Source organism: Ruegeria sp. BG5 (assembly GCF_056538425.1).
In genome coordinates this window covers 2,071,303-2,095,515 of sequence record NZ_JBQFTC010000001.1, presented here as the reverse complement: position 1 = coordinate 2,095,515, position 24,213 = coordinate 2,071,303, and the positions used below count along the sequence as shown (strand labels likewise).

25 protein-coding genes are annotated in these 24,213 nt (G+C 59.4%); 10 read left to right on the top strand and 15 right to left on the bottom strand.

Features of this window, described 5'->3' with window-relative positions:
* Position 1 precedes the first annotated feature (1 nt).
* Complete coding sequence (locus ACR0KX_RS09965; protein ID WP_008758035.1) at positions 2-208, bottom strand: cold-shock protein; 207 nt, start codon at positions 206-208, stop codon at positions 2-4.
* A gap of 215 nt (positions 209-423) precedes the next feature.
* Between ACR0KX_RS09965 and ACR0KX_RS09960 the strand changes: the two genes are divergently transcribed.
* Both ACR0KX_RS09960 and ACR0KX_RS09955 read left to right on the top strand, forming a co-directional pair.
* A complete protein-coding gene (locus ACR0KX_RS09960; RefSeq protein WP_170622039.1) occupies positions 424-741 on the top strand; it encodes an ArsC/Spx/MgsR family protein in 318 nt (105 codons plus the stop codon).
* A gap of 41 nt (positions 742-782) precedes the next feature.
* Positions 783-1,151 (top strand): hypothetical protein, encoded by a 369-nt coding sequence (locus tag ACR0KX_RS09955; RefSeq protein WP_170449639.1) that lies wholly within the window; start codon positions 783-785, stop codon positions 1,149-1,151.
* Between the two features lie 101 nt (positions 1,152-1,252).
* On the opposite strand, the gene ACR0KX_RS09950 is transcribed toward ACR0KX_RS09955, so the two are convergent.
* From ACR0KX_RS09950 to thrS, 5 genes are all read right to left on the bottom strand, one after another.
* A complete protein-coding gene (locus tag ACR0KX_RS09950; protein ID WP_170622038.1) occupies positions 1,253-1,771 on the bottom strand; it encodes a DoxX family protein in 519 nt (172 codons plus the stop codon).
* The gene (locus ACR0KX_RS09945) at positions 1,768-2,529 is read right to left on the bottom strand and encodes an HvfC/BufC family peptide modification chaperone (protein WP_170622037.1); all 762 of its coding nucleotides are present in this window, start codon (positions 2,527-2,529) and stop codon (positions 1,768-1,770) included. The genes ACR0KX_RS09950 and ACR0KX_RS09945 overlap by 4 nt, the downstream gene beginning before the upstream one ends.
* Complete coding sequence (bufB, locus tag ACR0KX_RS09940; protein ID WP_170449647.1) at positions 2,526-3,383, bottom strand: MNIO family bufferin maturase; 858 nt, start codon at positions 3,381-3,383, stop codon at positions 2,526-2,528. The genes ACR0KX_RS09945 and bufB overlap by 4 nt, the downstream gene beginning before the upstream one ends.
* 72 nt (positions 3,384-3,455) lie before the next feature.
* On the bottom strand, positions 3,456-3,758 hold the full coding sequence (locus ACR0KX_RS09935; RefSeq protein WP_170449650.1) for a BufA1 family periplasmic bufferin-type metallophore: 303 nt from the start codon (positions 3,756-3,758) through the stop codon (positions 3,456-3,458).
* 221 nt (positions 3,759-3,979) lie between these two features.
* A complete protein-coding gene (gene thrS / locus ACR0KX_RS09930) occupies positions 3,980-5,938 on the bottom strand; it encodes a threonine--tRNA ligase (RefSeq protein WP_170449653.1) in 1,959 nt (652 codons plus the stop codon).
* Positions 5,939-6,156: 218 nt separating this feature from the next.
* On the opposite strand from thrS, the gene ACR0KX_RS09925 reads away from it, so the two are divergent.
* The 4 genes from ACR0KX_RS09925 (at position 6,157) to ACR0KX_RS09910 (ending at position 9,363) form a co-directional block, all read left to right on the top strand.
* Positions 6,157-6,906: an alpha/beta fold hydrolase gene (locus ACR0KX_RS09925; RefSeq protein ID WP_170449657.1), complete on the top strand. Its 750-nt coding sequence runs from the start codon at positions 6,157-6,159 to the stop codon at positions 6,904-6,906.
* Positions 6,906-7,898 carry an alpha/beta fold hydrolase gene (locus ACR0KX_RS09920; RefSeq protein WP_170622036.1) on the top strand — a complete coding sequence of 331 codons (993 nt, stop codon included), beginning with the start codon at positions 6,906-6,908 and terminating at the stop codon, positions 7,896-7,898. Before ACR0KX_RS09925 ends, ACR0KX_RS09920 begins: the two co-directional genes overlap by 1 nt.
* Before the next feature lie 49 nt (positions 7,899-7,947).
* Positions 7,948-8,562 (top strand): hypothetical protein, encoded by a 615-nt coding sequence (locus ACR0KX_RS09915; RefSeq protein ID WP_170452995.1) that lies wholly within the window; start codon positions 7,948-7,950, stop codon positions 8,560-8,562.
* Between the two features lie 84 nt (positions 8,563-8,646).
* Positions 8,647-9,363 (top strand): alpha/beta fold hydrolase, encoded by a 717-nt coding sequence (locus ACR0KX_RS09910; protein ID WP_170449679.1) that lies wholly within the window; start codon positions 8,647-8,649, stop codon positions 9,361-9,363.
* On the opposite strand, the gene ACR0KX_RS09905 is transcribed toward ACR0KX_RS09910, so the two are convergent.
* Entirely contained in the window at positions 9,354-9,938 is a 585-nt protein-coding gene (locus ACR0KX_RS09905; protein ID WP_170449683.1) for a DUF6151 family protein, read from the bottom strand. The genes ACR0KX_RS09910 and ACR0KX_RS09905 overlap by 10 nt on opposite strands.
* A 5-nt stretch (positions 9,939-9,943) precedes the next feature.
* Positions 9,944-11,215 (bottom strand): polyhydroxyalkanoate depolymerase, encoded by a 1,272-nt coding sequence (gene phaZ, locus ACR0KX_RS09900; RefSeq protein ID WP_170449685.1) that lies wholly within the window; start codon positions 11,213-11,215, stop codon positions 9,944-9,946.
* Between the two features lie 112 nt (positions 11,216-11,327).
* On the opposite strand from phaZ, the gene ACR0KX_RS09895 reads away from it, so the two are divergent.
* The 3 genes from ACR0KX_RS09895 to phaR all read left to right on the top strand — a co-directional run bounded on the left by ACR0KX_RS09895 (position 11,328) and on the right by phaR (position 14,392).
* On the top strand, positions 11,328-13,130 hold the full coding sequence (locus tag ACR0KX_RS09895) for a PHA/PHB synthase family protein (RefSeq protein WP_480708375.1): 1,803 nt from the start codon (positions 11,328-11,330) through the stop codon (positions 13,128-13,130).
* A 129-nt stretch (positions 13,131-13,259) separates the two neighbouring features.
* Complete coding sequence (locus ACR0KX_RS09890) at positions 13,260-13,706, top strand: phasin family protein (protein ID WP_170622032.1); 447 nt, start codon at positions 13,260-13,262, stop codon at positions 13,704-13,706.
* A 134-nt stretch (positions 13,707-13,840) separates the two neighbouring features.
* Positions 13,841-14,392 carry a polyhydroxyalkanoate synthesis repressor PhaR gene (gene phaR / locus ACR0KX_RS09885; protein ID WP_170449693.1) on the top strand — a complete coding sequence of 184 codons (552 nt, stop codon included), beginning with the start codon at positions 13,841-13,843 and terminating at the stop codon, positions 14,390-14,392.
* Between the two features lie 49 nt (positions 14,393-14,441).
* Here phaR and ACR0KX_RS09880 read toward each other — a convergent pair whose 3' ends face one another.
* From ACR0KX_RS09880 to ACR0KX_RS09850, 7 genes are all read right to left on the bottom strand, one after another.
* Entirely contained in the window at positions 14,442-15,656 is a 1,215-nt protein-coding gene (locus ACR0KX_RS09880; protein WP_170622031.1) for an aminotransferase class I/II-fold pyridoxal phosphate-dependent enzyme, read from the bottom strand.
* A 115-nt stretch (positions 15,657-15,771) separates the two neighbouring features.
* Positions 15,772-17,076, bottom strand: coding sequence for an NAD(P)/FAD-dependent oxidoreductase (locus ACR0KX_RS09875; protein WP_170622030.1), 1,305 nt, complete (start codon positions 17,074-17,076; stop codon positions 15,772-15,774).
* Between the two features lie 45 nt (positions 17,077-17,121).
* A complete protein-coding gene (locus ACR0KX_RS09870; RefSeq protein ID WP_170449702.1) occupies positions 17,122-18,480 on the bottom strand; it encodes a glutamine synthetase family protein in 1,359 nt (452 codons plus the stop codon).
* Positions 18,480-19,160 (bottom strand): type 1 glutamine amidotransferase, encoded by a 681-nt coding sequence (locus ACR0KX_RS09865; protein ID WP_170622029.1) that lies wholly within the window; start codon positions 19,158-19,160, stop codon positions 18,480-18,482. The genes ACR0KX_RS09870 and ACR0KX_RS09865 overlap by 1 nt, the downstream gene beginning before the upstream one ends.
* A gap of 58 nt (positions 19,161-19,218) precedes the next feature.
* Positions 19,219-20,538 (bottom strand): glutamine synthetase family protein, encoded by a 1,320-nt coding sequence (locus tag ACR0KX_RS09860; protein ID WP_170622028.1) that lies wholly within the window; start codon positions 20,536-20,538, stop codon positions 19,219-19,221.
* A gap of 137 nt (positions 20,539-20,675) precedes the next feature.
* The gene (locus tag ACR0KX_RS09855; RefSeq protein WP_480708374.1) at positions 20,676-22,862 is read right to left on the bottom strand and encodes a xanthine dehydrogenase family protein molybdopterin-binding subunit; all 2,187 of its coding nucleotides are present in this window, start codon (positions 22,860-22,862) and stop codon (positions 20,676-20,678) included.
* 2 nt (positions 22,863-22,864) lie between these two features.
* Positions 22,865-23,329 carry a (2Fe-2S)-binding protein gene (locus tag ACR0KX_RS09850; protein WP_170449709.1) on the bottom strand — a complete coding sequence of 155 codons (465 nt, stop codon included), beginning with the start codon at positions 23,327-23,329 and terminating at the stop codon, positions 22,865-22,867.
* A 137-nt stretch (positions 23,330-23,466) separates the two neighbouring features.
* Between ACR0KX_RS09850 and ACR0KX_RS09845 the strand changes: the two genes are divergently transcribed.
* Positions 23,467-24,075 (top strand): TetR/AcrR family transcriptional regulator, encoded by a 609-nt coding sequence (locus ACR0KX_RS09845; RefSeq protein ID WP_170449712.1) that lies wholly within the window; start codon positions 23,467-23,469, stop codon positions 24,073-24,075.
* Positions 24,076-24,213 lie beyond the last annotated feature (138 nt).

The following is a 24,213-nucleotide window of genomic DNA, read 5'->3' as shown; positions in this document are numbered from 1 at the left end:
GTTACAACGGCTTCAAATCAGCTGCCATCTGACGGCCATCGCGCCCGTCCTGCAACTCGTACGAGACTTTCTGATTGTCTGCGAGCCCGGTCAGTCCGGACCGTTCTACGGCCGAGATATGAACAAACACATCTTTGCCCCCTTCGTCAGGGGCAATAAACCCATAGCCTTTGGTGGTATTGAACCATTTCACGGTGCCAGTTGGCATCTCCCGTGTCTCCTTCTACTTTCGCATTGTCCCACAAATTGGTGGGGCGGTGGTTGGCAAGACCGCAAAAAACGGACTGTTTCCTGATCGGGTTACAGTCCGATTTGCACGTTTCACCTTTTTCAACATTGCACGGTGAAGTAAAAAATCAAGAATAACCGCTGGAAACTGGCACAATCGCCTAAAATTGAAACAAATACCGGAGCAGTCCCCAAATGCGCCTTTATGGTCTGAAAACATGCGACACCTGCCGTAAGGCGCTGAAATCACTACCAGATGCCAAGTTTTTAGACGTGCGCAGCGACGGAGTTCCCGAAACTGTACTGGCGCAGGCTTTTGCCGAGTTCGGCGGGGCTTTGCTCAACACCCGCTCGACAACCTGGCGTGGATTGGATGAGGCGCAGCGCACGCGCCCGGCTTTGGAATTGCTGCAAGACCATCCGACGCTGATGAAGCGCCCGCTGATCGAAAATGACGGAGCATTGACGTTAGGTTGGACCGCCGAGGTGCGCGCAAAGCTTGGCGTGGCGTGATCGGGTACTTATCTGATCAGGCGCAACTGCGAGGATAATTTATGCGAAACGCCGCAATGATTTTGGGTGTCATCGCCGGTTTGGTCGGGATGATTGTTGGGTTCTTTGGATATGGATATGTTGAGGCGATCAAGCATTTCGGCGATATCGATGGCATCGCCGAGCAGGTGGACAATCCCGCTTTGATCCAGACGGCGTCCATCGTGGCACCGCTGCTGGCTCTTGTCGGTGGGGCAATGGCCCATGCCCGCGCGCTGGTGGCGGGTGTCTTGCTGTTGGTGTCGGCGGCGGGGATGTATTACGCGTTCGGGTTCGGTGTCTTCACCATGTTCCCGATTGCGTTTGCCGGTGTGGCCGGGGTGCTTGGGCTCGCCGCTGGAAAACCGGACGAGCCCAAGGCGCATTTCTGAAGCGCTTTGCGTTAAACTTGAATCGGAATGCGCTGCCTCTCCCTTTGGTCGAACGCGCATTCCGATGAATGTGTCTCAGATAAAACGCAAAACGCTGTAGATCATTTCAGGCGCAGCAAGCGGTCCAGGGACAGCGGACCTGCGCCATGGATGACGATCACCAGGAACAGGAAGGTCCACATCACACGCTGATCCATCAGATCGGGCGCAGCGTTGAACAGGCTGCCCAGTTTGACGCCGTGGCCGGTGACATCAACAATGGTTTGGACCCAGACAAAGCCGATCATGGCCAGCGCGGCCAAGCGTGTGAACAGGCCAACCAGCAGCAGGGCGGGCAGGACAAATTCGGCCACGGTGCCAAAGAAGATCACGATGCGCTGGAAGAAGGTCATCTGCGTGACGTCCCACAAGACCGCCTCGGCCGCTTTGGGAAAGATCTGCCCGAACGCCCCGCTGGAGGGCGAAAAGATCGACCCGTCGATCTTCAGCATGGCCGAATTCCAGTAATAGACCAGCAGAACCGCGATGAAGATCAGCCGCGCAAGCGTCGGTGTGAGCCAGCCGGACGCGTGGTCCACCTTACCCAGAACGTTGTTGTGGATTGAAATCAGGGCAGTCATGTCGCCAGCCTTTCGATAGTCACAGAGGTTATTGCACCACCTTGCAGAAGCAGTGCCAGAGTGGTTCCAAGGTCAAAGTCAGGTGTTTCCACAGCGGTTTTTTCGAACGCTTCGCCGATGGTGTTGCCTGACTGAATATGTCCGATCCAGTTTGCGCCGCCCGGTGGCAGCAGATGTGGGGCCGGATCAAATTCGGGGCGGGTGATCAGCACATCCTCGGCCCCGGTGGTGGGTTTCGGGGCATGCGGTTCCGAATTGAACCGCCAGATCGCGTGAATGGGCCAGTCCGAGCGGATGATCCGCATCGACGGCGCGAACGTCAGCCGCGCTTGCATCACATCCTCGGGCGGGACCGCCAGCGCATCGGCCGGGGCCGCTTGGCTGTCAGCCGCATGGTAGGATTGCCGCAGTGCCAGTTCCAGCCGCGCTACATCTGGCAGATAGGCCAGATGCGCAAGTTGTGGCATGTCGGCCAGAAATGCGGGAAACGCCTCGCCATAGAACATCATCAGGGGCGAGGTCGGCGGGTGTTGCCGCAGAAAGATACCGGACAGCCCGTCCATGTTCTGCGCGCCCAGAAGCTTGGCGATCACCGGAAAGGCCTGATGCATGGCCTCGGTCAGGGAAACGGCGACATTGTTGCGGTAGACGCTGAACCGACGGCCCGCCGGTTGCGCCTCGGCATCGGTCAGCCCGTCCGGCACCGGGGTCTTCGCGTCCAGCAAGGCCGCGTGAAACTCCGTTTGCGAGACCGTCATGCCGGAACCCTGTCCAGCGCCGCTTGCGCGCGTTCGGCCTCGGCCCGCAGAACCGGCCAATCGGGGACATCGGTATCCCATTCGACCAGCAGAGGTTTGGGACCGGATTGCTCTAAAACGTAATCCAGCAACGCCCAGACCGGATCCACAACCTCGCGCCCGTGGCTGTCGATCAGCAGGGGGTGGCCGTGGTCATCTTCGTCCTCGTCATGACCGCCGAGGTGAATTTCGCCCACCTGATCCAGCGGGTAGGCGTCGATATAGTCTTGCGGCGAGAAGTCCAGATTGGTGGCCGAAACAAAGACGTTGTTCACGTCCAGCAACAGCCCGCAGCCGGTGCGTTTGGCGATCTCGCGCAGGAAATCGGGTTCCGACCATGTGCTTTCCTCGAACGCGAGATAGCTGGAGGGATTTTCCAGCAGCATCTGCCGACCGACGGTCTCCTGCACCTGATCGATATGCGCGCAGACCCGTGCCAGCGTCGCATCCGTGTAGGGCAGGGGCAGCAGGTCGTTGAAGAAATGGCTGTCATGGGTGGACCAGGCCAAATGCTCTGAGAAGCTGGCCGGGCTCAGCCAGCCGACCAGATGTTTCAGCCGGGCCAGATGATCCGGGTCCAAGGGGCCTTCGCCGCCGATGGAAAGGCCGACGCCGTGAACCGAGATCGGGAATTGTTCTGAAAGATGGCGCAGTTGCGCCAGCGGGCGTCCACCGTCGCCCATGTAGTTTTCGGCATGAATCTCAAGCCATGCGACGGGCTGGGCGTGGTCCAGAATCTGGGCGAAATGCTGCGGTTTGTATCCGACACCCGGCGCAGCGGGCAGGCGGTTCGACCTGAGGGCATCATCCAGCATTTGCACGCTCCTTCATCGCGAAGAAAAGGGCGGGCGATATTGCCCGCCCCCTACGAGTCGTTTGGCCGAAGCTTATGCCGGCAGGTCGCGGTCCAGCTCTTCCAGCGAGCCTTGGCGCGGGGTGCCGTCTGCCTGTGCGGGCAGTTCGATATCGGCACAGGTGCCTGCATCGACCAAGGTCCATGCGTTGCCCTGATAATCAACGGTCGAGGTGCCCGCGCAGGTGGTGCCGGGGCCTGCTGCGCAGTCATTCTGACCAGCCAGCGAAACGCCATAGCACTTTTCTTTGGCCTGAGCGGTTGCTGTGGTCGCTGCACCCGATACGGCGGCTGCGACTGCGCTGGCGATGACAAGGGTTTTTGCTGTGTTCGACATCTCTGAAATCCTCTTGATGACTGGGTATGTCTGCTTGTGACAGTGACTAAGGTAGTGGGTAGTTGGCTACAGTTAAACTCACGAGCCCGTGTCTCACAACCGTGTCAGGGTACAGATTGGCCCCTTGCAGGTTAATATACTGTTTTTAAGAAAGAAAAGAGGAAATGTTACAATCCGACCCCTTCCGAGGGGTCGGATTTCCGGCGATATGGTGCCGAATGTTACAGCAGGTCGGGCGGGGTTGCGGCCTGGCCCAGCTCAATTGTTACAGCCTCAAGGGATTGAACCTGCGTCTGTTTTTCGCCAAGGCGGCGGACACTGACGGTGCGGTCTTCAACTTCGCGGTGCCCGACGGCCAGAATGACCGGCACTTTGCCGACCGAATGCTCGCGGACCTTGTAGTTGATCTTCTCGTTGCGGATATCCGCCTCGGCGCGGACACCGGCGGCCTTGAGCGTTTCGACCACGTCCATCACATAGTCATCTGCATCCGAGGTAATCGAGGCGACAACGACCTGACGCGGGGCCAGCCAGAACGGCAGCTTGCCCGCGTGTTCCTCGATCAGGATACCGATGAAACGTTCGAACGAACCAAGGCAGGCGCGGTGCAGCATGACCGGCGTGTGCCGTTCACCATCCGCTGCGATATAGGTCGCGCCCAGACGTTCGGGGATAATGAAGTCCACCTGCAGGGTGCCGCACTGCCAGTCGCGCCCGATGGCGTCGGTCAGAACAAACTCCAGCTTGGGTCCATAGAACGCACCTTCGCCCGGGTTCAGATCATAGGCACATCCAGCCGCGTCACAGGCGGCTTTCAGCAGTTCATCGGCCTTGTCCCACTGCTCATCCGTCCCGGCGCGCACTTCGGGCCGATCCGAGAACTTGACCTTGAAGTTCTCGAACCCGAGGTCCTTGTAGACGTTGGACAGGAAGTTGAGGAACAGTTTGGTCTCATCGGCGATCATCTCTTCGGTGCAGAAGATATGCGCGTCGTCCTGCGTGAACCCGCGCACCCTCATGATGCCGTGCAGCGCGCCCGAGGGTTCGTACCGATTGCACGATCCGAACTCGGCCATGCGCAGCGGCAGATCGCGATAGGATTTCAGACCCTGCTTGAAGATTTCCACGTGGCAGGGGCAGTTCATCGGCTTGAGCGCATTGACCGCCTTGTCGCGGGCATGTTCCTCATCGACTTCGACGATGAACATGTTTTCCTGATACTTGTCCCAGTGGCCCGAGGCCTCCCACAATTTGCGGTCGACGACCTGTGGGGTATTGACCTCGACATAGCCGCCGCGTTTCTGCTGACGGCGCATGTAGTCCTGCAGCATGGTGTAGATGGTCCAGCCGTTCGGGTGCCAGAAAATCTGGCCCGGCGCTTCGGGTTGCAGGTGGAACAGGTCCATCTCCTTGCCCAGCTTGCGGTGGTCACGCTTGGCGGCCTCTTCCAGCATATGCAGGTGCGCTTTGAGCTTTTCCTTGCCGGTGAAGGCCACGCCGTAGATGCGTTGCAGCATCTGGCGGCTGCTGTCGCCGCGCCAGTAGGCACCGGCGATGGACATCAGTTTGAACGCGTCACCCGGAACTTGTCCGGTGTGCTGCAGGTGCGGGCCGCGGCACAGGTCCTGCCAGTCGCCATGCCAGTACATGCGCAGCGGTTCGTCGCCCGGGATGGCTTCGATCAGTTCGACCTTATAGGGCTCATTATTCGCCGTGTAGAAATCGATCGCGCGCTGACGGTCCCAGACCTCGGTGGTCACGGTGTCGCGCTTATTGATGATTTCCTTCATCTTTTTCTCGATCAGGCCGAGGTCTTCGGGGGTGAAGGGTTCGGCGCGGTCGAAGTCGTAGTACCAGCCGTTATCAATCACCGGGCCGATTGTGACCTTGGTGTCGGGCCAGATTTCCTGCACCGCGCGCGCCATGATATGGGCCAGGTCGTGACGGATCAGTTCGTTGGCCTGAACTTCGTCCTTCATGGTGTGAATGGCGATGTCGGAATCAGACTCGATGGGCCATTGCAGGTCCCAATGCTGGCCGTTCACCGTGGCCGAGATGGCCTTTTTCGCCAGCGAGGTCGAGATATCGGCAGCCACCTGCGCAGGCGTGACGCCTGCGTCATAAGAACGTGCATTGCCATCGGGAAAGGTGAGTGAGACGGATTTTGAATCCAGGGCCATGGTCTGGCTCTCCTCGTCGGTTTGGCGCCCACTGAACGCCCGGTTGCGGGTTATTTGCGTTCGGCTCATGTGGCAGGTGGAGGTGCCTGTGTCAAGTGTGGGAGCGAGGGGCGCTGCCCCTCGCGCTCCCCGGGATATTTTTGGCCAGATGAAGAGGGATCCGGGAATTGCACTTGGGGGTAGGGCGTGCATGATGCTGCAAAAGGAATGAGGGTTTTATGGCAGCAACGAATTTTCTGGAGACGGCGCAGGGGCGGCGGTTGGCCTATCACAAAAGCGAAGGCGCGGGGCCGACCATTGTTTTTTTGGGTGGGCTGAAATCGGATATGGAAGGCACCAAGGCCGTGCATTTGGAAGCTTGGGCAAAGGCGCGGGGGCAGGCGTTTTTGCGGTTTGATTATTCGGGGCACGGAGAGAGTTCCGAAGCGTTTACCGATGGCTGCATTGGGGATTGGCATGAGGACACTGTTGCGGCTGTATCGGGTCTGACCGAGGGGCCGCTGATCGTTGTCGGGTCGTCCATGGGGGGGTGGCAGGCTTTGTTGCTGGCGCGTGCCTGCCCCGAACGCATTGCAGGAATGGTCACTATCGCCGCTGCCCCGGACTTTACCGAAGATGGTTACTGGTCGTCCTTTAGTGATGAGCAGAAGGCGGCGCTGGAGACTTTGGGTCATGTCGAACTGCCCTCGGATTACATGGAGCCGTACATCATCACTAAAAGGATGATCGAAGATGGCCGACAGCGTTTGGTGCTGCGATCACAACTGGACCTGCCATTTCCAGTGCGCTGTCTGCACGGAACCGCAGATACCGCGGTGCCCACAGAAACGGCTGTGCGACTGCTCGAGCACGCAACCAGCCCGGATCTGCGCCTGTTGCTGGTCAAGGATGCGGACCATCGATTCTCGGACGGGCCTTGTCTGGGATTGATCGAACAGACGGTTCTTGAAGTGATGGGGGAAGGCTGATGCGGCGTTTTGGATGGATTTTGGGGCGTCTGTTGTTGGCACTGGTCGCGGTGGGTGGTCTGATCTACTGGTTCGGACCGCGGGAAGAGGTAAACCTTCATCCGAGCTTTGATGCAGGAAAGTTCGGCGAGGGTGTTCAGGTCTATTTCGAAAGCACCGAGTCCGCTTTTGACGACATCGTTCCCGGTGTTGAAAAACGTGTGATCTGGCAGGATGGATTCAAGGAACAGCGTACGCCCTATTCGGTACTGTATGTGCATGGGTTCTCGGCCAGTTCCGAGGAAATCCGGCCGGTCCCTGACAGGGTTGCCGATGCGCTGGGGGCCAATCTGGTCTATACCCGCCTGCAAGGCCATGGGCGCGATGGGTCTGCGATGGGCGATGCAACCGCCTCGGGGTGGATGCAGGACATGGCAGAGGGGTTGGCCGCCGCGCGGGCCGTGGGGGACAAGGTGATCGTCATGTCGACCTCGACCGGGGGCACACTGGCTGCGGCTGCCGCGCGTGATCCCGAGCTGAGTGCGGATGTTGTTGGCATGGTGTTTGTGTCGCCCAACTTCGGCGTTAACACCCCTGCGGCCTTTATCCCCGGCCTGCCTTGGGCGCGGGAGTGGTTGCCGATTCTGATGGGGGAGGAACGCGATGTATCCGGCCCGGATCCGGAAAAGAGCAAATACTGGTCTTCGGTCTATCCTTGGGAGGCCGTGGTGCCCATGACAGTTCTGGTTGAAACGGTCTATGCGCTCGATTTCTCGGACGCTCTGGTCCCGGCCCTGTTCTGGTTCTCGGATGACGATCAGGTCGTTCGCCCCGACCGGACTCATAAGGTGGCTGAAGCTTGGGGCGCTCCGGCAACGGTTGAGTTGGTCACGATGGGGCCGGGCGATGATCCGTCATCCCATGTTATTTCCGGTCGCTTGATGTCACCCGGGCAAACAGACGCGACGGTTGCCGGTATTCTGGATTGGCTGAAAGGGTTAGGGGTTCAATAGCCGCCCTTGCCGTTTCCGATCGGAGCCGATGATGCGTAAACCGGCCAGTATGTGGAGCCTTGAGACGCTGGGCCGTGTGCGCCTGTCGCGGCATTTCTTCATGCGGGACTTTCTGTATTCCGAGATTGGCAATTTTCACGAACGCCAGAACATCCCCGACAACCCGGATCTGGCGATTGAGACCGGGCGCGCCTTTTGCCAGACGCTGCTTGACCCGTTAGAGGAAACCTTTGGCCGAATAGCAGTGCGGTCCGGCTATCGGTCGCCGTCGCTGAACCAATTCGGCAATGAAAACAAACTGAACTGCGCGCGCAATGACAACCCTTTGGAATGTCACATCTGGGATCGCGGCGAGGGCGCGGCGCGGATTGCCGGGGCCTCGATTGTGATCCCGTGGTTTGCCGACCAATACGAACAGGGGCGCGATTGGCGCGATCTGGCGTGGTGGATGCATGATCATCTGGACTATTCCGAGATCTGGTTCTTTCCCAAACTCTGCGCTTTCAACCTTGTCTGGCGGCCTACGCCGATGCGTCGGATCGACAGCTATATCGCGCCCCGCGGATGCCTGCTGCGGCCCGGAGCCGAGCCTGAGGAAACACTGGCAGCCCGGCAGGCCCGATATGCTGATTTTCCCAGTTTTCGCGGCATCACCTACCCGTGAAGTTTCGCTTGCCCGGTCGCGGCAAAACTCTCATTCTGGGGGAAAACGAAGGGGTTCGGATATCCGAACTGATGGAGGCCCCGCGTGATCGAGCCGTTGGTGTTGTTACCTGGTTTTATGTGTGACGCTCGACTGTTTCGCCCGCAGATCGACGTGCTGTCGCGCGAACGGGCCGTGACTGTTGCCCCCATTTCACTGGGAGAGCGGGTCGAAGAAATTGCATCGAGCCTATTGGATCAGTTGCCGCATCGGTTTGCGCTGGCCGGGCTTGCCCTGGGCGGTGTGGTTGCGTTGGAAATCATGCGGCGCGCGCCGGATCGGGTGTCGCGGCTGTGTCTGATCTCGACCGATGCGCAGGCCGACACGCCGCAAATCGCGGCTGCACGCGAAGACCTGATCATCGGGGCGCAGGCGGGGCGTCTGGATGAGGTAATGCGCAAGGTCGTGGGCTCGGACGCGCTGGCGCCGGGTCCGCAACGGATCCCGATCCTGAACGATCTGCTTGCGATGGCGGGTGATCTGGGCCCCGAGGTTTTTGTGCGGCAGATGCGTGCCTTGCAAAGGCGACCGGACCAGCAAAGCACCCTGTGCCGGATCAAAGCGCCCAGTCTGGTCTTGGGGGGAAAGCATGACACGCTGACCCCTGCGCGCAAACTCGGCTTTATGGCAGACATGATCCCGAACGCAGATTTGCACCTGTTGGACAATGCAGGGCACTTGCCGACGTTAGAGGAACCGGGCGTTGTGACCAATGCGATGCAAAGCTGGCTTCAGGTGCCGTCCAGACCCCGCTACGGGTAAAGCGCGTCGCGTTCGGATTTGTCGATCAGTTTGGGGGGCACCACAGGTTCGCCTGTCGCCGGGTCGAAAAACGGAGTTTTCTTCCAACTGCCGGACAGACGGGATTTGGCAACACGTCGAACCAAACCGATGATGGCCGGGCCAAGCCCCTCGTGCTTTTGCTTGCCGTTGGGCTGGGGAATGAACCCGCGCGTTGTGATCGGACCAAGGGCCGAGTTATCGGCGATCCGGGCGGCGATCACACCGGCAAATGGGAATTTTGGTCCGCGTGGTGTGGTCGCAAGCGGCACGTTGCAGCATTTGGCATACCAGCGCAACATGCCGTTGGGGCTGAGTTTCATTGCCGCCAGATGTTCATGGCCGGTTTCGATCACAAACTCTTCGGGGGCGATCTGGAAAACCTCAACTGGACCGGGGGCTGGGTCGGGCTGACCGAAATACAACTGGGCCGCGCGGCAATCATGGCAAAAGCACTCGGCATGCGTGGCGAGGCGCGCACCGTCACGCGTGATGCGGCCCGTCAGCTTGCCGCACTGGCAGGAAAAGGCGAGATCGGTTGCGTCGCTCTCGCCCATATCAATCACGCGACCTTGTTTCGGTTCGCGGCGCGGCGCTGTGGTTTGCGGCTGTTTTCATTCATAAAATCAATCACAAGCGGGCGAATGTTGTCGCGCCAGCTGCGCCCCGCAAAGATGCCATAATGGCCTGCGCCGGGCTCGACATGGCTGGCCTTTTTGCTGTCCGGCAGGCCGGTGCACAGGTCCAGCGCCGCGATGCACTGACCGGGGGCCGAGATGTCATCATTTGCGCCTTCGACGGTTTTCACGGCAACATCGGTGATCTTGCTCATATCGACCTTGTGACCGGCCACAACAAATTCGTTGCGCGCAATCTCGCGGTTTTTGAAGACACGCTCGACCGTGGACAGATAGAATTCCGCAGTCATGTCCATGACGGCCAGATATTCATCGTAGAAGCGGTTATGCGCGTCGTGGTCCGAGGCCTCATCCCGGATCACCCGCTGGATCTGGTCCGAAAAGGCTTTGGAGTGTCGCTCGGCATTCATCGACATGAACGACGCCAGTTGCAGCAGGCCCGGATAGACCATGCGACCGACGCCTTTGTACTTGAACCCGACCCGCTGGATCATGGTTTCTTCCAGCTGACCCATTGTCACCCTGCGGCCGAAATCCGTGACATCGGTGGGCGTTGCATCCGGATCGACCGGACCGCCAATCAGGGTCAGAGTGCTCGGCTGCGCCTTCGGTTCCAGCTCGGCCAGATAGGCTGTTGCGGCCAGTGTCAGCGGCGCGGGCTGGCAAACAGCGACGACATGGGTGTCGGGCCCCAGCTCTTTCATAAAATCGACAAGGTAGAGGGTGTAATCCTCGACATCGAACTTGCCTGCAGACACGGGAATGTCACGCGCGTTATGCCAATCGGTGATGTAGACCTCACAATTGACCAACAGACTTTTGACCGTGGAACGCAGCAATGTTGCATAGTGACCGGACATCGGCGCAACCAGAAGGACCTTCCGCTGTTGCTTTTCCCGCCCGTTTACCTTGAAATGGATGAGATCGCCAAAAGGGCGTTCCAGAACAGTGGTAATGTCGACAAGATGATCTTTGCCGTCCTCGCAGGTGAAAGTACGGATCCCCCAGTCAGGTTTCACGACCATGCGCTGGAAGGTCCGCTCGGTCACTTCGCCCCAGGCGGCCATCCAGCTGAAGCCCGGGTTCGGAACCATCGCAAACAGGGGGTAAGAGGCCATCGCGCTGGCGGTAGAACCAAGCCATTGGTTCGTGTTGCGCATGGTCTCCATCAGGTCGTAGGTCATCATATAGCGCATGGAAGCTGCCTCCGGCGTGTAAGGCTAAGAGTTGTGGACCATTCGCCGCTTTGCCCCCCGACACCCACGACGTTATTCTGCATAGCAGCGAGGTTAGGGGGATATTGTTAAAATGACAACAAGTGAAGACCAAATGCCTGACGTGACTGAAGAACATATTGAACGCCTTAAAGAAAATATGGACAAGGTCGAGACGCTGTCCAAGCGCCTGATCGAGATTATGGCGACAAAGAAGACCCATACCCCCGCTTTGGATGGTCCGAATCAAGTGCTTTTCGCAAGAGCAGCAACAGCCTACTGGGCCGAGGCGTGGCAAAATCCCGCCAAGCTGCTGGAACAGCAAATCGAATATTGGGGAAAATCGGTTCTGAACTTCGCCGAGGCGCAGCAGGCGCTGGCCACGGGGGAGGTCGAGGACGAGCAAAACGCACCCGGAGACAAGCGTTTCTCGAACCCGATGTGGGAAACCAATCCTTATTTCCGCCTGATCCGCCAGCAATATCAGACAAACGCGCAGGCTATTGCGCAGGCTGTCGCCTCGGTCGACGATCTGGGCGACAAGGACAAGCGGCGGTTGCAGTACTTCTCGCAACAGATTGTCGACATGATGGCCCCGACCAATTTTCTGGCGACAAATCCTGACGCTTTGCAGAAGGCCGTCGAAACAGAAGGGCAGTCGCTGGTTCAGGGGCTCGAAAACCTCGTCTCGGATCTGGAGGCCAATGATGGAGAGTTGGTCGTAAAGTTGGCCGACGAGAACGCGTTTGAAGTTGGCGGCAATCTGGCCACCACACCGGGCGAAGTGGTCTATCGCAACCGCATGATGGAGCTGATCCAGTACAAGCCTACGACTGAGACGGTTTACGAAACGCCCGTGGTGCTGTTCCCGCCCTGGATCAACAAGTTCTATATCCTGGACCTGAAGGCGCAGAACAGCCTGATCAAGTGGATCACGGAACGGGGCTATACGCTGTTTGTCGTCAGCTGGGTCAACCCGGATGAAAGCTATGCCGAAACCGGCATGGAAGATTACATTCAGGACGGCTTTCTGACGGCGATCGAAGAGGCCAAGAAGATCTGCAAGGTCAAACAGGTCAACGCAATCGGCTATTGCATCGCCGGCACAACGCTGAGCCTGACGCTGTCCCTGTTGAAACAGCGCGGTGACAAATCGGTAAAGTCCGCCACGCTGTTCACGGCCCTGACCGATTTCTCGGATCAGGGGGAATTCACCCCGTTCCTGCAAAACGACTTCATCGACGGGATCGAGGAAGAAGTGAACAAAGAGGGCGTTCTGCGGTCCTGGATCATGGCGCGCACGATGTCCTTTCTGCGATCCCGGGATCTGGTCTATGGACCTGCCATTCGCAGCTACATGATGGGCGAGATGCCCCCGGCCTTCGATCTGCTGTATTGGAACGGGGACGGTGCGAACCTTCCGGCAAAGATGGCCGTCGATTATCTGCGCGGCCTGTGCCAGCGGAACGAGTTTGCGGGCGACGGGATCGAATTGCTGGGCCATAAGCTGAAGGTCAGCGACGTCGACGTTCCGCTGATGGCGATCACGTGCGAGACCGATCACATTGCCGCCTGGAAAGACTGCTATCGCGGCGTGCAGAAAATGGGCTCACGCTCGAAGACATTTGTGGTTTCGGAATCCGGTCACATTGCGGGCATCGTCAATCCGCCCAGCAAGAAGAAATACGGCCACTACACCAACCCCGAGATGAAGGTGGATTCCGACACCTGGTTGAAAGAGGCGGATTTCCACGAAGGGTCCTGGTGGCCGATGTGGGAGGCATGGCTGAAAAAGCGGTCCGGCAAGCAGGTACCGGCGCGTGACACGGGCGATTCGGATCATCCCGCCCTTGCACCGGCCCCTGGAACCTACGTTGTGGCCAATCCAAACGCCTGATTTCATTTTGAAACTAAAATTTTCTGCATTGCAGCAAAAAATACTTGCAATGCTGCAATGCAGAAACCATATTGTCCTCAAGCTGATGAAAGCCGGGGTGGGCCCGGTTCGGCAAAAAGGATTAGGACAATGGCAAAGACCCAAGACTTTACCGCGATCATGAAAGACGTCATGGGCGCATTTCCGGTAGACACCACCGCAATGGAAGGTGCCTTCAAATCGACCGCAGCCCTGAACGAAAAGCTGTCGGGCGTTGCACTGGACGCGGCTGAGAAGTCGGCCGAGATCTCGAATAAATGGACCAAGGACACCCTGGCCAAGCTGGGCGAGATGTCGAAAGCAAAGGCAGAGCCTGCTGACTACGCCAAAGCGGCAACCGACTTCGCAAGCGCGTCGGCTGAAGTTGCAGCTGAAAACCTGGCCGCTTTCGCAGAAATCGCGAAAAAAGTTCAGACCGAAACTGTCGAGCTGCTGATGGCCGCTGGCAAAGACGCTGCTGAAGAAGCAACCGCAGCTGTCAAGAAAGCCACCAACGACGTGACGACTGCTGCAAAGAAAGCAGCCGCCGCCAAGTAAGAACGGCCGCGACAGGCACCTTATCCTCCCTACAGGTGCAATCGCGTTGGGCAGGTCCATTGACCTGCCCTTTCTTTTTGTGCTGCAGTCGCATAACCTGCGCTGCAACGCATCATCCTTGGGGAGGGTACAAGGTGTCGGACCAAGAAAAACCGCTATTGATCAAGCGCTACGCCAGCCGTCGGCTGTATAACACTGAGACCAGCGATTACGTGACGCTCGAAGACATTGCGGGGTTCATTCGGGACGGGCGCGAAGTTCAGATCATCGACCTGAAAACCGGCGACGACCTGACCCGTCAATATCTACTACAAATCATCGCAGAACATGAAAGCCGGGGCGAGAATGTGCTGCCGGTCAATGTTCTGAACGATCTGGTGCGCAGCTATATGGTGCCGGGCGGGGGTATGATGCCTCAGTTCCTGCAAAGCTCGTTCGAGATGCTGCGCGAAAGCCAAAGCAAGATGATGGAAAACATGAACGCTATGAATCCGATGTCGCAGATGCCCGGGTTCGACGCGCTGCAGGCGCAGCAGCAGGCGTTTTTGAAAGCCATGACCGGTGGTCTGTCCGGCGGCTGGTCCGGACCGGACAAGGAAGAAGAAAAGCCTGAGGCCAAGGAAGATCTGGACGACATCAAAAAGCAACTGGCCGAGCTGCAGAACAAGCTGTCCAAGTTGAACTGATACCACTATCAGAAAAAGCAAGGCCCGCATCGCGCGGGCCTTTTTTGTGTCAGGTGCCGTACACCGGAACCGGGCCCGTCACCTCACCGACCGAGGCCAGAAGGATGTCGGCGATCACATCCAACTCCTCGCGCGTCAGGCGGACGGGAAGGCGCACATCGCAGGCTTTCATCAGCATGTCGCGGGTCTGGGGCAGATCGAATGTTTCGGGCAGGAACTGCCAGTTCCAGAAGGCGCGGGCGTTGTTATCGCTCAGACCAAAAACCTGAACCTTGACGCCGCGCGCGTCGGACGCGGCGGCAAAGGCGCGGATCTCGTTCTCATCCAACCCGACCAGATTGAACTGGATCGAATCCGGCGCGCGACGTTCGGGCGCCAACGGGGCGGGGACGTTGATATACGGAGAACCGTTCAGGCGCTCGGCCACATAGTCGTGGTTCGCCAGCCCATCTTTCACCCGACGCGCCAGTTCCGGCAGTTGCGGACGGATCACGGCGGCGCTGAGGTTGCTCATCCGCAAGTTATACAGCGGCAACTGGTTCTGCCAGCGGGCAAAGGCCTGCTCCAACTCGGGCGAGTTATCCCCGCGCGGGGTTTTGTGCTTTTTCCAGTTGCTCTCATACGCGCCGGACATGATCACGCAACGGGCCACCAGATCAGCATCGTCGGTGATCAGAATCCCGCCTTCGCCTGCATTAATCATCTTGTAGGACTGGAACGAGAAGCAGCCGATCTTGCCAATGGTCCCGATGTTGCGACCGTGCCATGTGGTGCCCAGCGAATGGGCGGCGTCTTCGATCACAGGGATGTCGCGCGCGTCACACAGCTCCATGATCGCGTCCATATCCGAGGTGTGGCCGCGCATATGGCTGATGATGACGGCCTGCACATTGTCCAGCTTGGCTGCGAAATCAGCCATGTCGATGCGATAGTTCTCGGCCACTTCGCACAGGACCGGAATGCAATCCGCATGCACGACCGAGGAGGGCACCGCCGCAAATGTGAAGCCCGGAATCAGCACCCGCGCATCGCGGGGCAGGCCCAGCGCCTTCAGCGACAGAAACAGAGCCGCCGAGCAGGACGAAACCGCCAAAGCGTATTTCGAGCCCAGAAGTTCGGCAAATTCCGCCTCCAGCAGTGCGACCGGCGCATCCTGTGGTGCGGTATAGCGAAACAGGTCGCCTGATTGCATCAGGGCATCGATGGCATCTCGTGCAGCGGCGGGGATGGGTTCGGCGTCGTGGACGTTGGGGGGCAGCGTCATATTTGGATTTCCCGAATTCTAACTTTCGTTTATTTAAATCAAGCGCGCAGCCCGTGCCAAGCCCCAATCGCCGGATCGGCAAAATTTCACCAAACTGTCGCAATGGAAAATGGGGTCAGATGCCCAGTCGGTCCCGCATCGCATACCAGGTCATCGCCAGCACCAACAGCGGGCTGCGCAGGGCAGGGCCGCCGGGGAAGGAAATGGCAGGCACGCGGGCCATTGTATCAAACCCTTCGGCCTGTCCCTGAATGGCCAGAGCCATCAGTTGACCCGCATGAGTCGCAGTCCCGACCCCGTGGCCAGAATAGCCGGAGGCTGACAAAATATTGGGCGCAACCTGCGCAAGAAACGGCATCCGGCGCATCGTAATCGCAAGCGTGCCGCCCCAGGCAAAATCGATTTTGACGTCCCGGAGATGCGGGAAAATCTCGGTCATCGGTTTGCGCACCGTCGAGGCGATGTCGGACGGAAACCGATACCCATAGCTTTCACCGCCGCCAAACAACAACCGCCCATCCGCGCTGAGGCGGAAGTAATTCACCACAAACTTCGTATCCGCCACGGCGACGTCCTGGGTAAGAACGCGCGCGGCGTTATCCCCCAACGGCTCGGTCGCGGCGATGAAGTTGTTGATCGGCATAACCCGCGCGGCCACCTTCTGGTTCAGCGCACCAAGATAGCCGTTGCAGGCCAGAATGACGTGCCGGGCGCGAACCGCGCCATGCTGAGTGCGGACCAAGGCAGGGTCGCCTTCGTCGATCGCCAGAACCTCGGTGCCTTCAAAAACGCGCGCGCCCACCGAATGCGCCGCCTTTGCAAGCCCAAGCGCATAGTTCAACGGATGCAGATGCGCTGCGCCCCTGTCCAGATAGCCGCCTTTGTAGGTGGGTGAGGGGCACAGCGCATGCCCCGCCTCTTCGTCCAGCAACTCGATCTGGTCATAGCCATACCGGTCCGACAAATGGGCAGCGTGGCCATGCAGGTCGTTCTGTTCCGAAATCGACAACCCAAGCCCCGCAACGCCGGGTTTCAGATCGCAGTCAATCTTGTGCTTGGCGATCAGGGACTTGACCAGATCCTTGGCGTCTTCGGCCAGATCCCACAGCTTGGCGGCATCGTCCAGCCCGACCAGCCGTTCCAGATCTTCCTGATCCATCCGCTGCGCGCTGCCCAACTGCCCGCCATTGCGGCCTGAGGCTCCGAACCCGACACGATGCGCCTCAAGCAGCACCACATCCATCCCGGCTTCGGCCAGATGCAGAGCGGCCGACAACCCTGTATAGCCGCCGCCAACGATACATACATCGGCGCGGGCCTCGCCCTCAAAGGCCGGGAACGGCTCCAACGGATTGGCGGTCGCGGCGTACCAGCTTGCCGGATACTCGGCCTTGCGGTCATTGGAGTAGAGCAGATTCATCTTCTTCTCGTTCCAAATACGGATATCCCGAACGCCTCAACAGGCTCAGACGTTCAGCAAAAGATGCTCACGCTCCCAGGGGGAGATCACCTGCAGGAACTCCTCATACTCGGCCCGCTTCACGATGCCGTAGACGCGGGCAAATTCGGGGCCCAGAATGTCATGCAACTCGGTGGCCTCGTCGAACAGATCCAGCGCGTTGCCCATGACCTGGGGGATGTCGCCGTCGCCTTCATACGCGTCGCCATAGAACTGACGGCGGGGGCGTTCCTGTTGGATCAGCCCCAGATACCCGCAGGCCAGCGACAAAGCGATGCCCAGATATGGGTTGCAGTCCATCCCGGCGATGCGGTTCTCGATGCGCCGCGCCTCGGGGCCTGACAGGGGCACGCGAATGCCGGTGGTGCGGTTGTCTCGCGCCCATTCCAGATTGATCGGCGCGGCGTGGTCTTTGACATAGCGGCGATAGGAATTCACGTAAGGCGCCATCACCGCCAGACCAGCGGGCAAATGGCTCTGCAGCCCTGCGATAAAGTGATAAAACGCGTCCGTCTCACCGCCCTGCGGGCCGGAAAAGATGTTCTGACCGGTCTCGATATCCGTGATCGAGTGATGGATGTGCATGGCCGAGCCGGGCTCATCCTCAATCGGTTTTGCCATGAAGGTGGCGAAACAATTGTGGCGCAGGGCGGCCTCGCGGATCAGGCGTTTGAAATAGAACACCTCATCGGCCAGCTTGACCGGATTGCCGTGGCGCAGGTTGATCTCCAGCTGTCCCGCGCCGCCTTCCTGGGTGATGCCGTCGATCTCGAACCCCTGATGCTCGGCGAAATCATAGATGTCGTCGATCACCGGGCCGAATTCATCCACGGCGGTCATGGAATAGGCCTGCCGGGCCGCTGCCGGACGTCCAGACCGGCCCATCATCGGCTCGATTGATTGGGCGGGGTCGACATTGCGGGCGACCAGAAAGAATTCCATCTCGGGCGCGACGACAGGTTTCCAGCCTTTGTCGTGATACATCTGCACCACGCGTTTCAACACGTTGCGGGGGCTGTAGGGGATGGGCTCTCCGTCCCTGTCATAGGCGTCGTGGATCACTTGCAAGGTCCAGTCACCGGTCCAGGGTGCAGCAGATGCGGTCGTGAAATCCGGTTTCAGGATCATGTCCCGTTCGATGAACCCGTCCTCGCCCGCAGCCTCACCCCAGCCGCCCGTGATGGTCTGGTAGAAGATACTGTCGGGCAGGTGGAAATAGGATTGGCGGGCAAATTTCGAAGCCGGAACGGCCTTGCCCCGCGCGATACCGGGCAGGTCCGAGATAATGCATTCCACTTCGTCCAGCCGGTGCCCGTCGATATAGTTCTGCGCGGCCTGCGGTAAGTCGTCTGTCCAATCGGCCATCAGTCCCTCGCTTTCTTCAGGAAATCTGCCATGACCTGCGCGATCCGGGCATTATGATCCGGCGCGGTTTGCCGGTTTGCGGCGGCTTGCATCAGATCATCGGGCACCACGCCCTTGCCGCGCGTGCGCATCAGGCCCGAAACGAAGTCGTTAGTGAACTCGGGGTGGGCCTGAACCGTCCAGATCTGATCGCCATAGCGCAGCATCGCGTTCTGGCAGAAGTCGTTGTGCCCAGTGACCTCGGCCCCGTCCGGCACCGCGACAACCTGATCCTGATGCCAGGCGTTCAGCCAGACTTTTTCGCCGTCATAGTCATATTCTGTGCGCCCCACGGCCCAGCCGCCATCGAATTTCCGGACGGTTCCACCCAAGGCCTGCGCGATGATCTGGTGGCCGAAACACACGCCCACAAGCGGTTTACCGCTTTGATGGATTTCGCGGATCAGCGCCTCAAGCCGGGGGATCCACGGCAGATCCTCATACGCGCCATGGCGCGAGCCGGTGATCAGCCAGCCTTCGGCGTCGTCTGCACCGGTCGGGAAGATTCCATCAACGACGGGGTGGCTTTCAAAATCCAGCCCGTGCCCGTCCAGCAGGTCGGGAAAGAGTGAATCGTAATCCCCAAATGTCTCCCGAAGCGCATCAGGGGTGTGGCCGGTCTGTAGAATGCCGATTTTCATAGGTCACCAAATTTGATCAAATTCAGAAATACCCGAGTCCCACTCGGCGGGCAAGGGGTCAGACTGCTTCGAGGTAACTCAGCCAGTGCTGATCTTCGGGACGGTCCGCAAAGCGCGCGATTTCCTGCCGCTTGGTCATTGCCATGTTGCGGATCAGTTCGGCCGGGAACAGGCGCGTCATCAGCGGGTCCGTTTCGAACGCGTCGATGGCTGCCGCCCAACTGTCTGCCAGTTGCGGCAAGCCGTCAATCTCGTATGCGTTTCCGGTGATCGGGGCGGGGGGCGTCAGGCCGTCTTCAATCCCCAGCAGCGCCGCGCCAAGGACAGCGGTCAGCATCAGGTAAGGGTTGATGTCGCCCCCGGCCACACGGTGTTCGATCCGCCGTGCCGCCGGGGCACCGCCCGGAATGCGAATGGCTGCGGTTCTGTTTTCATAGGCCCAGCTTGCCCCCGTCGGGGCATGCGCGCTGGGCACAAGCCGCGTGTAGGAGTTTCCGTGCGGCGCAAAAATCAGGGTGCTGGCGGGCATGGCGGCAAGGCATCCGGCGACTGCAGCGCGCAGCAGATCGGTGCCCTGGGGTCCGCCATCGTCAAAGATGTTCTGGCCGTTCTGATCGAGGACTGAGAAATGCACATGCATCCCGTTTCCGGCGTCATTAGCGTAAGGCTTTGACATGAAGGTCGCGGCAAACCCGTGTTTGCGCGCCAATCCGCGTGTCAAACCCTTGAAAAGCCATGTATCATCGGCGCAACGCATGGCGTCCTGATGGTTCAGGTTGATTTCGAACTGGCCGATCCCGCTTTCGGAAATGGCGGTCTGCGCAGGAATGCCCATTGCCGCGCAACCGTCATAGAGGTCATTGAAGAACGCCTCGAGCGCGTCCATTTCGGCGACGGACAGCACCGCCTCATCCGCCAGACGGTGACCTGTCACCGGGTTGATCGGTGGCTGGGGCTGAGGGCCTGAGGCGTCCAGCAGCGTGAATTCCAACTCGGTCGCGGCGACCACGGACCAGCCGCGTTGCGCATAGCGCGACAGGATGGCCCCCAGCGCGTGGCGCGGGTCGCCTGCAAATGGCGTGCCGTCATCGTCATAAAGGCTCATGGGCACCAGGGCCGTTTCGGCGTTCAGCCACGGGACCGGAACCGCGCCGCGTTCAGTTGGCAACAATACGCCGTCGGCGTCGCCGGTTTCAAACACCAGCGGGCTGCCTTCGATATCCGCGCCCCACAGGTCGACATTCAGGGCGGAAAACGGCATCCGAACCGCGCCTTTGGACAGCTTGTCCGCATAAGCAGGTGGCACGCGCTTACCCCGCATCTGCCCGTTAAGATCACAGGCCGCGACGCGGAAATTGTGAAGGGCATTCAGGTCCATTAGGGCCTCCGTTCCTCGGGTTATCCGAGATGTATCGAAGGCATGTGCGCTTGTCACGAAATTTGATCAAATTTTTTCTGGCCAGAAAACTACAGTGCCGCGCCGAGTCAGGACGACCCGGCGCGGCATGTTTTGGATCAGGCGAAGCTGACCCCGTTTTCAGCCATCGGAAGCTCGGCCACCAGGTTGCCCGACATTGCACGAATAGCGTTGGCCAGGGCAGGGGCCGAGGGCGGCGTTCCGGGTTCACCCACGCCAGTTGGTGCTTCGGCAGACGGCACGATATGGACGTCGATCGCGGCAATATCGCCGATCCGCAGCGGCTCGTAATCGGGGAAGTTGAACTGATCCACCGCTCCGCTGGTCAGGGTGATCTGGTCGCGCATGACGTGCCCGATCCCGTATCCGATGCCACCTTCCATCTGGGCGCGCACAACATCCGGGTTCACGGCAATACCGCAATCGACGGCACAGGTGACCTTTTCGATCTTGATACCGCTGTCCGGATCGCCCGAAACCTCGACCACTTCAGCCGCGTAAGACCCGAAGGACTTGTGGACTGCAATCCCTTGGGACCGACCCTCTGGCGCGTTGCCCCAACCCGCTTTTTCTGTCGCCAGCTTCAAGACGGCGGCCTTGCGCTGCTGGTCCGCGTTGCTGGTGTCGGACAGATGCGCCAAACGGAACTCGACCGGGTCGCGCCCTGCGGCTTCGGCCACCAGATCCATCATGGTTTCCATCGTGTAAGCGGTGTGGGTATGACCCACCGAGCGCCACCACAGAACCGTGGTTGCCTTCGGCGTGTCCGTCAGACCCACCGCCATGCCGGGGATCGAATAAGGACTGTCCGAAACACCCTCGACCGAGCTGTGATCGATGCCGTCATGCACCAGAACCGCCTCGAACGGAGTGCCCTTGATGACGGATTGACCTGCTATCTGGTGCTGCCAGCCGACGATGTTGCCGTCGGCGTCCAGACCCACACGAACCTTGTGACCAAAGGCAGGGCGGTAGTACCCGCTGCGAATGTCATCCTCGCGCGTCCAGACCAGCTTGACCGGGCGCGAGCGGTCGGTGACGACAAAGGCCAGCGCAGCCTCGACCTGATAATCCGCGTCCGGGGTTGCACGGCGACCGAAAGACCCGCCTGCCAGCATGGTTTTGATGTGGATCTTCTCGGGCGGCAGTTGGAAGATCTGCTGATAGGCCATATGCGGCCCGGTCGGCATCTGCGCGCCGTCATGCAGGACGATGTCACCCTTTGCCGTTTGCTCGATGGTGCAGTTCAGCGGCTCCATCGGTGCATGGGCCAGCAACGGGAAGTAGAAGGTCTTTTCGACAACCTTGTCCGCCCCGTCGATGGCGGCTGCCACAGCGGCGGCGTCAGCCTTGTTCACGTTATACTTGGGTGCTGCGTCCAGCGCCGCCATGATCTCGGCCTTGATCTGGTCCGAGTCGCGGGTTTCAGCGCCGGACAAATCCCACTCGACCTCAAGCGCATCGCGCGCCTGAATCGCGGCCCAGGTATTTTCCGCGTACACGGCAACACCCGCCTGATTGGGCAGCACGGCGGCGTTGATACAGCCTTTGACCTCTTTCGACGCGCTGTCGTCAAAGCCAAGGGCGATGCTGCCTTTCGATTCTGGGCGCTTGATCATGGCGACCATCTGATTGGGCAGGTGAACGTCCATGGCATACATCGCCTGACCGTTGCCCTTGATGGCCGAATCCTTGCGACGAACGGAGTCATTGCCGATCAACCGGAACTCGGACGGGTCTTTCAGGCGGGGTTCAGCGGGGGCCTCTAACTGAGACGCGGCGGCCACGAATTCAGCGATGGGCGCCGACTTGTCGCCTGCCTTCACGATGCCTTCCTCAATGGTGATGCCCGACGCATCCACGCCCCAGCTTTGTGCGGCAGCGTTGATCAGCATCTCACGCGCCGCAGCCCCGGCCTGGCGGTATTGCATCCACGAATTCGCCATCGCGGTGGACCCGCCAGTGCCCTGGAACGGGCCGAACAGAAGGTTGTTGTAGACATTCGGATCGGACGGGGCGAACTCGTATTCGATCTGGTCCATGGTCAGGCCGATTTCCTCGGCGATCAGCGTCGGCAGACCGGTTGCAGGGCCCTGACCTTTTTCAAAGTGCTTTACGATAGCCGTCACAGTGCCATCGGCATCGATTTTCACAAACGGGTTGAACGTCGCGGTCTCGGACGAGGCCGCCGCCAGCGCACCATCGGGTCGGGCACCAACCAGAAGCACGGCACCAGCGGCAGCAGCGCCTTTCAGAAATCCACGGCGAGAGGTGTTGATGGTCATGATCAGGCCTCCAGAATTTCGGATGCGCGCTGGATACCGGCGCGGATGCGTTGATAGGTGGCGCAGCGGCAGGCGTTGCCAGCCATGTAGTCGTCGATTTCTTCAACTGACGGCTTGGGGTTTTCAGACAGCAGCCCAACCGCAGACATCACCTGACCGGATTGGCAATACCCGCATTGAACGACATCAAGTTCAACCCAGGCCTGTTGAACAGCAGCGCCGATTTTGTCATCGCCAATGGCTTCGATTGTGGTGATCTCGGCACCTTCGACATCTTCGACATAGGTTTGGCAGGACCGAACGGGTTCACCATCCAGATGCACGGTGCACGCGCCGCACGAGGCGACACCGCAACCAAATTTGGTTCCTGTCAGCTTCAGCTCATCACGGATCACCCACAAAAGGGGCGTGCCGGGTTCGGCGTCGACCGTGTGGGTCTGGCCGTTCAGTTTCAAAGTAAGGGTCATAGGGGGACTCTCCTGTTGGCTAATTACCTGAGTCGGTAAACTGGCGCGTTTACAAGTGGCATAATTTTCGCGACCTGTAAACTGGTGAGTTTACGTAGGGTTTGACCCGCGCCGGTCAATGGGTCTATAGCTCGGGTATGAACGAATGCAGCGCCCCGAATGCGTCCAAATACGCACAGATCATCGATGCTGCCGTGGCCGAGTTTCTGGAAAAAGGGTTCGCCGCGGCCAGTATGGATCGCATTTCGGCCAAGGCCGAAGTGTCCAAGCGCACGCTGTATAAGTATTTCGAAAGCAAGGAGAACCTCTTCCGCTCCATCGTGGTGGAACTGTCAAACAGGTTCGCGGAAGTGGTCGAGATGAAGTACGAAAAGGGCCGCGATATACGCGCGCAACTGACCGAGCTTGCCTGGGCCGAAGGCCGCATTCTGATGCTGCCGGATGTGATTGCGATGTCGCGCATGGTGATAAGCGAAACCCTGCGCAACCCATCCCTTGCGGTCGAGGCGCAGGGCAAGCTGGATAAAACAGCCGTGTTCTCGGACATGCTGCGCAATGCGGCGGAAGACGGTCAGTTAAAAATCGACAACCCCGATCAGGCCGGGAAAGAGTTTATCGGCTTGATCAAGGCCCGCGCCTTTTGGCCGATGCTGTTCAGCGGTTCGGTCCTGAGCCAATCTGAAATGGCCGAAACGATCGAGAACAGCGTCGATATGATGATCAGCCGCTACGGCATCGAGACCTGACACACACCGTGAACGACGGGCGCGTCCACCATTTGTGCCGGCGATAGGCCTTGAGAATTTAGTCTAAAAGCAATGGATTGACGACCGTCGCATGCGTCCGGCACCTGATGGTTTGGAAAATTTCCACCACCGGGTAAG

Coding starts and splice junctions, on each gene's coding strand:
- ACR0KX_RS09965 (WP_008758035.1), bottom strand. CDS start 208: ATGCCAACTGGCACCGTGAAATGGTTCAATACCACCAAAGGCTATGGG.
- ACR0KX_RS09960 (WP_170622039.1), top strand. CDS start 424: ATGCGCCTTTATGGTCTGAAAACATGCGACACCTGCCGTAAGGCGCTG.
- ACR0KX_RS09955 (WP_170449639.1), top strand. CDS start 783: ATGCGAAACGCCGCAATGATTTTGGGTGTCATCGCCGGTTTGGTCGGG.
- ACR0KX_RS09950 (WP_170622038.1), bottom strand. CDS start 1,771: ATGACTGCCCTGATTTCAATCCACAACAACGTTCTGGGTAAGGTGGAC.
- ACR0KX_RS09945 (WP_170622037.1), bottom strand. CDS start 2,529: ATGACGGTCTCGCAAACGGAGTTTCACGCGGCCTTGCTGGACGCGAAG.
- bufB (WP_170449647.1), bottom strand. CDS start 3,383: ATGCTGGATGATGCCCTCAGGTCGAACCGCCTGCCCGCTGCGCCGGGT.
- ACR0KX_RS09935 (WP_170449650.1), bottom strand. CDS start 3,758: ATGTCGAACACAGCAAAAACCCTTGTCATCGCCAGCGCAGTCGCAGCC.
- thrS (WP_170449653.1), bottom strand. CDS start 5,938: ATGGCCCTGGATTCAAAATCCGTCTCACTCACCTTTCCCGATGGCAAT.
- ACR0KX_RS09925 (WP_170449657.1), top strand. CDS start 6,157: ATGGCAGCAACGAATTTTCTGGAGACGGCGCAGGGGCGGCGGTTGGCC.
- ACR0KX_RS09920 (WP_170622036.1), top strand. CDS start 6,906: ATGCGGCGTTTTGGATGGATTTTGGGGCGTCTGTTGTTGGCACTGGTC.
- ACR0KX_RS09915 (WP_170452995.1), top strand. CDS start 7,948: ATGTGGAGCCTTGAGACGCTGGGCCGTGTGCGCCTGTCGCGGCATTTC.
- ACR0KX_RS09905 (WP_170449683.1), bottom strand. CDS start 9,938: ATGGGCGAGAGCGACGCAACCGATCTCGCCTTTTCCTGCCAGTGCGGC.
- phaZ (WP_170449685.1), bottom strand. CDS start 11,215: ATGCGCTATATGATGACCTACGACCTGATGGAGACCATGCGCAACACG.
- ACR0KX_RS09895 (WP_480708375.1), top strand. CDS start 11,328: ATGACAACAAGTGAAGACCAAATGCCTGACGTGACTGAAGAACATATT.
- ACR0KX_RS09890 (WP_170622032.1), top strand. CDS start 13,260: ATGGCAAAGACCCAAGACTTTACCGCGATCATGAAAGACGTCATGGGC.
- ACR0KX_RS09880 (WP_170622031.1), bottom strand. CDS start 15,656: ATGACGCTGCCCCCCAACGTCCACGACGCCGAACCCATCCCCGCCGCT.
- ACR0KX_RS09875 (WP_170622030.1), bottom strand. CDS start 17,076: ATGAATCTGCTCTACTCCAATGACCGCAAGGCCGAGTATCCGGCAAGC.
- ACR0KX_RS09870 (WP_170449702.1), bottom strand. CDS start 18,480: ATGGCCGATTGGACAGACGACTTACCGCAGGCCGCGCAGAACTATATC.
- ACR0KX_RS09865 (WP_170622029.1), bottom strand. CDS start 19,160: ATGAAAATCGGCATTCTACAGACCGGCCACACCCCTGATGCGCTTCGG.
- ACR0KX_RS09860 (WP_170622028.1), bottom strand. CDS start 20,538: ATGGACCTGAATGCCCTTCACAATTTCCGCGTCGCGGCCTGTGATCTT.
- ACR0KX_RS09855 (WP_480708374.1), bottom strand. CDS start 22,862: ATGACCATCAACACCTCTCGCCGTGGATTTCTGAAAGGCGCTGCTGCC.
- ACR0KX_RS09850 (WP_170449709.1), bottom strand. CDS start 23,329: ATGACCCTTACTTTGAAACTGAACGGCCAGACCCACACGGTCGACGCC.
- ACR0KX_RS09845 (WP_170449712.1), top strand. CDS start 23,467: ATGAACGAATGCAGCGCCCCGAATGCGTCCAAATACGCACAGATCATC.